This is a genomic window from Aquimarina aquimarini (assembly GCF_900299535.1).
Lineage (GTDB): Bacteria > Bacteroidota > Bacteroidia > Flavobacteriales > Flavobacteriaceae > Aquimarina > Aquimarina aquimarini.
On sequence record NZ_OMKE01000014.1, the window covers coordinates 114,881 to 121,651 of the forward strand.

6 protein-coding genes are annotated in these 6,771 nt (G+C 31.9%); all 6 read left to right on the plus strand.

Going from position 1 to position 6,771, the window contains the following annotated elements:
• The 6 genes from DG508_RS08745 to DG508_RS08770 all read left to right on the plus strand — a co-directional run bounded on the left by DG508_RS08745 (position 1) and on the right by DG508_RS08770 (position 6,651).
• Entirely contained in the window at positions 1–1,749 is a 1,749-nt protein-coding gene (locus tag DG508_RS08745; RefSeq protein WP_108867776.1) for a hypothetical protein, read from the plus strand.
• A 7-nt stretch (positions 1,750–1,756) separates the two neighbouring features.
• Positions 1,757–3,109, plus strand: a complete 1,353-nt coding sequence (locus tag DG508_RS08750; RefSeq protein WP_108867777.1) for a hypothetical protein — start codon at positions 1,757–1,759, stop codon at positions 3,107–3,109.
• The gene (locus DG508_RS08755) at positions 3,110–4,222 is read left to right on the plus strand and encodes an NAD(P)/FAD-dependent oxidoreductase (protein WP_108867778.1); all 1,113 of its coding nucleotides are present in this window, start codon (positions 3,110–3,112) and stop codon (positions 4,220–4,222) included.
• 6 nt (positions 4,223–4,228) lie between these two features.
• Positions 4,229–4,903: a monofunctional biosynthetic peptidoglycan transglycosylase gene (gene mtgA / locus DG508_RS08760; RefSeq protein WP_108867779.1), complete on the plus strand. Its 675-nt coding sequence runs from the start codon at positions 4,229–4,231 to the stop codon at positions 4,901–4,903.
• Between the two features lie 79 nt (positions 4,904–4,982).
• Entirely contained in the window at positions 4,983–5,438 is a 456-nt protein-coding gene (locus DG508_RS08765; RefSeq protein WP_108867780.1) for a 3-oxoacyl-ACP synthase, read from the plus strand.
• A 139-nt stretch (positions 5,439–5,577) separates the two neighbouring features.
• The gene (locus tag DG508_RS08770) at positions 5,578–6,651 is read left to right on the plus strand and encodes a hypothetical protein (RefSeq protein ID WP_108867781.1); all 1,074 of its coding nucleotides are present in this window, start codon (positions 5,578–5,580) and stop codon (positions 6,649–6,651) included.
• The last annotated feature ends 120 nt before the right edge of the window (positions 6,652–6,771 follow it).

The following is a 6,771-nucleotide window of genomic DNA, read 5'->3' on the forward strand; positions in this document are numbered from 1 at the left end:
ATGAATAAATACTACTTACTAGCAATTGCATTACTCGGTGTAATGTACATAAATGCTCAAGACCTCGCATATAAAATACCCAAAGAAGCAAATGCTGTAGCTTCGTTAAAAGGAGAAAACCTCATTGAGCTTATTCCGATACAGGAATTTGATAAAACCAAAGTAGGAAAAGAAATACTACGAGAAGCTACAAGAAATAGAGATAGGCAACAAAGTGTTGCAGATTTAGGTTTGGATATCTCTTCTACGGGTTATTATTTTTATCAGATAACTGATAGTATAAGATATCATTGTGCGCTAATGCCAATAAATGATGTTCAGAAATTTGAGAAATTGCTGAGAAGAGGAAAGGTAGTAGAAGAAGATGGGGTCAAAATTCGTTATAAAGAATATTCAAAAGAATCAGTAATAGCCTGGAATGATAAGATGGTGCTTTCTATAACTGGAGAAATAATCGAATCATATTTTACTGATGATAAAGTAAGAGAACTATATAATTTACCAGAAAGAAAAAAAGGAGAAGAAGGAGAAGAGGAGTTAGGTAAATATTTGCGTGATGATATTTTTGAAAAATGGGAGCAAAAAGAAGAAATAACTTTTCATTATGTACGAAATAAAGCATATCACATTCTCAATACACCAATAACAAATAAACAATCAATACTAGCTAATCGAGAATATGTAAAAACAATAGATAAGAAAGCAGAAGCTTCAATCTGGGTTTCTGACTTTATGAAAATATACTCAGATGTAATGAAAGGTAAAATGAGTAGATATTACTCAAGCTTTTTGTATGCTGGTATGGATCAAGCAAAATATGAACGTCAACAATTTTCTGGACATGTGTATGCAGAAAAAGATGAGTTAAAAATGAAAGCCACCTATCATTTGGATAAAAAGATGGCTTCCAGAATGAAAAAAGTATATGGAAACTCGCTAAACAAAAAGTTTTTGAAGTATATCAATGAAGATGAAATACTAGGATACGCATCTTATGTTATAGATACAAAAGGATTTTTGACAGAGTATCCCAAGATGATGAAAAATAACCTTGGAGGACTTTTTGAGACAGAAGCTGATATCATAACAGAATTATTATCTATTGTATTAGACGAAAAAGCGATAAGCAAGGTAATAAAAGGTGATGCATTATTTTTGATGTATGATCTTTCTGATAAAGAAGTTACCTATAAATCTTATAAATATGATGATGATTTTAAACAGAAAGAGGTAGAAAAAACAAGAACAGAAACTATTCCTGATTTCTTATTGCTATTGTCTTCTAGTGATACAGGTATACTCAAAAAATTACTTAAGCTAGGAGAGGAGAAAGGGGTGTCATCATATAAAGATGGAGTATATACTTTAAAACATAGAGAATTACCAACAGAATTATATGTTTCTATAGATCAAGGAGTAATAGCTGTTGGAACGACCTTAGAGAGGATAAAAGGATTAGATACTTCAACAAAAAATGTATCTCAAAAACATCGAAAAATTTTAAGAAAGAATAGTGGTAGTATCTATATAAATACCAAAGAAGTACTTGAAATAGCAAAGAAATTTGAAAGAAGTAAAAGAAAGAAGAGAACGCTTGATTATATAATAAATGATATAGAAGATATTCAGTTGACAAATGGTAAAGTGAGAAATAATAAAATGACTGCAGAACTCAAGATGAAACTACCAGAAGGACACAAGAACGGGCTAAAATATTTAATGACTCTTATAGAAAATCTGGATAAGTAAGAGTAAGATGAAAAAATATAAAAAAATCATGATGATAACACTACTAATTGTATTAGTAGTGTTTGTCTTTTTATATAAAGGATGGCAAAGAAAAGCATATGAGGAGGTAGTACATGCAGATGCTACAACTATTGTAAAGGTAGATCTCAATGAATTGATCAAAACATTAGCATGGGATTTTATTGGTAATTGGAGCCATTACTCATCAAAAGATCAGGATTCAATACAAAGTAAAGAAAAAGCAAATAGGGGAATTAACCTACCAGCAAGTGTACTTATGTATACCGTTCCACAAGTATCAAATACAATATTCTGTACATTAAAAATTTCAGATTCAATACAAGCAGTATCTTATGTAAGTGAAAAATTAGGACTTTCTAAAGAAATAGAAGGAAAGAAATTTTATCAAAAATCGAATAAAAGAGAAACAATCTCTTTAGCTCAATTAGACAATACGTTGGTTCTTGCTTTTTCTTATAAAAAAGAAGAAATATCAAAGGTTTTTGAAGACATTTTACTTCACAAAAAATATATGGCAACAACCCATGATATGTTACAGCAATTAAAAGAAGAACATCATCATGTAAGTATAACTGGAGAAAATGGAATGATGTTACATTTAGATAGCAAAGACGGAGTAATTGAATTTTTTGGGGGGTTAGAAAACTCATCAGATATTGATTTTAAAGAATCACAAGAAGTACCTTCTTTTTCTAATAAAACAAGCATCCAAATGTATATCGCAGGAGAGGTTAAGGATACATCATTTTTGAAGAATCATTTAGGAAACGAAGTAAAAATAGGATCGACTACCCTTGTAACAGATTCTCTTTTTAGAAACTATAATAACCTTATGACGTTTCAGATAAAAGGGAGTACCTCTCAAAAAGATAGTGTAATAACGTATGAATATAATGATGAATTTGAAAAAATACCAGTAGTATCCGTAGAAGAAAAAACAGTTCCAAACATACTCCTTTCTGTAAAAGTAGATAGTACAGATATCACAGAAGCTTATTTGAAGCGAAGTAAAGTAATTGATACAACTCAATTAATAAAAGGAATGCCATTATACCAATTCTATGCAAAACAAAAAGCAGATGAATTTATAATGAGTACCTCAAAAGAAATCCCTTTACCATATAAAGACATGGTAGTCTCTACAGATTTTTTGAGGATGCAAATTCAAATAGATCAATTAATAGCAGAAAATCATTTTCCTGTTATTCATTCCTATATATCCTCTATGAATACCATAGATATAAAAGCAAAAAAAGGAGATGCTCAGACAATACATGTAGAAGGAATGATTACTTTTAAAGAAAAAAAGATAAATGCAATCACACAGATGCTCAAATAAATGTCTTTAAGTTATTGGGAATATAAAACTTGGTTATCTACTATTGATTTTACAATTGTTGGCAGTGGCATTGTAGGGCTTAACTGTGCATTGCGGTTACGAGAAAAATTTCCAAATGCTAGAATTCTTATACTAGAGCGAGGTATATTGCCTAATGGCGCGAGTACCAAAAATGCTGGATTTGCATGTTTTGGTAGCCTCTCTGAAATTTTAGAAGACCTGAACACGCATGATCAAGAAGAAGTTTTGCAGTTGATAGCAAAGAGACATTCAGGACTTCAGTTACTAAGGCAACATCTAGGAGATCAAAAAATTGACTACCTGCAATATGGAGGGTATGAGCTTTTTACAAGAGAAGATAAGGGGTTGTATGAAGAGTGTCTTTCAAAAATAGAAAAGATCAATACACTATTAAGACCAATTTTTAAGAACAACGTTTTTAGTACTTGTGACAAAAAATTCAATTTCAAGAACCTTCAGTCACAGTATATTTTTAATCAATATGAAGGTCAGATTGATACAGGAAAAATGATGAATGCCTTGCTAGAGAAAGTACAAAATGCTGGGATTAAAATCTTGAATAGCTGTACGGTACAAGAATTTGATGAGGATACAGCAACAGTCAAAATAAAAACAGACAATTTTACGTTTTCTACAAACAATATGTTGATAGCTACCAATGGTTTTGCTTCGCAATTAGGTATTCAGGGAGTAAAACCCGCTCGGGCTCAAATACTGATTACACAACCTATAGATAATTTACAGATCAAAGGAACATTTCATCTAGATAAAGGATATTACTATTTCAGGAATATTGATAATAGAATTCTATTGGGAGGAGGTAGAAATTTAGATTTTAAAACCGAAGAAACAACAGACTTAGGGCAGACTAAATTAGTGCAACATAAACTAGAAGAAATATTACAAAACATAATCTTACCCAATACCGATGTTAAAATTGAACGTCGATGGAGTGGAATTATGGGGGTGGGAGCTCAAAAAAAATCTATAATAAAACAAATCTCACCACGCGTATTTTGTGGCGTAAGACAAGGGGGTATGGGAGTTGCAATAGGAGCTTTAGTAGGAAAAGAATTAGCAGATCTTTTATAAAAATAGATGAAAAAATGGTTTCGTTTTCTAGTTAAAAGCTGTATGCTATTTATTGCTATAAGCCTACTATGGGTATTAGCATATAAATGGATCGATGTTTCTGTTACCCCTCTTATGATGATTCGTAAAGCACAGGACAAAAAGAATCATACCATTAGGCATCAATGGGTATCATTATCTAAAATTTCTAAAACATTGCAATTGGCTGTAATATGTAGCGAGGATCAACGATTTGTAACTCATAGAGGATTTGATACCAAAGCGATCGAACAAGCAATGGAAGCCCATAAATTAGGCAAACGATTGCGGGGAGCAAGCACCATTTCTCAGCAAACAGCCAAGAATGTCTTTTTATGGCCACAACGCAGTTGGGTAAGAAAAGGATTGGAAACTTATTTTACTTTTTTGATAGAAACCTTTTGGAGTAAAGAACGTATACTCGAAATTTATCTCAATAGTATAGAAATGGGAGATGGTATTTATGGGGCAGAGGCCGCTTCACAATTTTGGTTTCATACATCAGCATCTGCACTCAATAAAGACAAAGCCACAGCTATTGCGGCAATATTGCCAAATCCCATAAAATTTATGGCAAACCCTCCTTCTACATACATTCAAAAAAGAAAAAAATGGATCAGTATACAAATGCGTAATTATGGTACCTTAGTATTTGAAGAATAAACACAATAATGATCACTTCTTTGTATAGAAATATTTTCTAACTCTATTACAGTAAATCAATAAAATGCCTGCTTAAGAAATGAATTCAAAAAAAGTAAAAGAAGCACTATTAGCACAATGCTGTACCTATGTACATCAAAGATTACAGAGAATTCAAAATACTATTTCTGATATTCAGGAATCTCTGACCTCAGAAACCAAAAGTACCGCAGGAGATAAGCACGAAACGGGGAGAGCAATGTTGCAATTAGAACGTGAAAAAGCAGGAAAACAACTCGCAGAAGTACAAAAATTACAAGAGGTTTTGGCAAAAATTAATATAAGTTCTGCAAACAATATTCGTTTGGGTAGTTTGGTCATTACACCGCAAGCAAAGTATTTTATAAGCATTTCTGCTGGGCAATTAATAGTTGATGATCAATTGTATTTTGCTATTGCCGCAAACTCTCCTATCGGTAAACTTCTCTTAGGGAAAAGGAATGGAGATACATTTCTTTTTAACCAGAAAAGCGTAATTATAGAAAAGGTATGTTAGTGATAAAATACTTCATTGTTTTGACTATGAGTGTTGTATAGTTGTGATTTCAGGACAAGACAAAAAACAATAGTTGTTAAAAAAAACATATATTTGTTACAGTTTTGTTAAAAAATAATTACTAAACCCTAAATTACAAATGAAAAAATTAAATCTATTTTTTGCAGGAGTACTTCTTGCAAGTGTATGCCTATTCTCTTGTAGTAGTGATGATGATAACAAGGATAACGGCGCTCCTGCTGGCGATAATGTAGCAGAAGAACGAGAAATTCCTGTTAGTGAGTTAAAAAGTGGGGTGACGATACCTGTTGGTAAACTAGAATCAGGAACTCCTCCTACTCCTACAGGAACTATGAATTTTAGTATCAATACTACGCAACAAGAAGCATATTTAACCAAGGGATTTAATATCTCTTTTTCTTCAACAGATCAGGTAGCTGGTGCCTACATTCAATTCAAAGATGTAAATGGTACTCCTATTGAGGGTTATTATGATGTTCAAGAATTTATTACTTCTGGAGGAGGAAAGTCTGCAGTAATTAAAGGAAGAAAAAATGCCGTAGTAACTTCAAAAATGAATGAAGGAAACATCGAGATCGATGTAGATTTTGCGGCAACTGTAGCGCCAGGAAGGTTTTGCTATGATATTTGTATCTATGATGAGCAAGGAAATATCAGTCAAATAGAAGAAGTATGTGTAGAAGTAGAAGCATGGGGAGGTAACGATGCAATTGCAGGAGAGTGGATTTTTGATAGAGAAGAGCCTAATGATATTGAAAATGAAATAGGAGCTACTATTGAATGTGAAAATGGAGAAATTCTTACAGATGTTCCTTATAATCAAGAAGAAAAAGACGTATGGATTTTTGTGCTTAATGCAGATGGTACATACTATGAATCATATGATGAAAAAGGAAAAAGTCTTGACAATACCGCATCTGCAACAAATTGTAGTGCTGTATATACAAATGAGTATGAGTATAAAGAGAAATACTCTGGTAACTGGGCATATAATGAAGAAAATGAAACAATATCTATAGTAGACTTCAAACATGAAAACCTTATTACTAATGCAGTAGATAATTATGAAGAAGGAGAAGTGTATTTTGAAGGAGATAAAGTAGAAGTTATAAACGAAGAGCTTATAATAACAACTACATATAATGATGGTACTTCTGATGTAACCGAAAAAACTATTTTCAAGAGAAAATAATTAAAGAATACAAAATAATAAATGATACGAGTTATGGATAAGAATTTCGTATAAAGAGTTTGAATTATTTTGTGTTAGATTAAGGCATAAAATTAAAGAATAGCCTTAGCTATTGTTGAA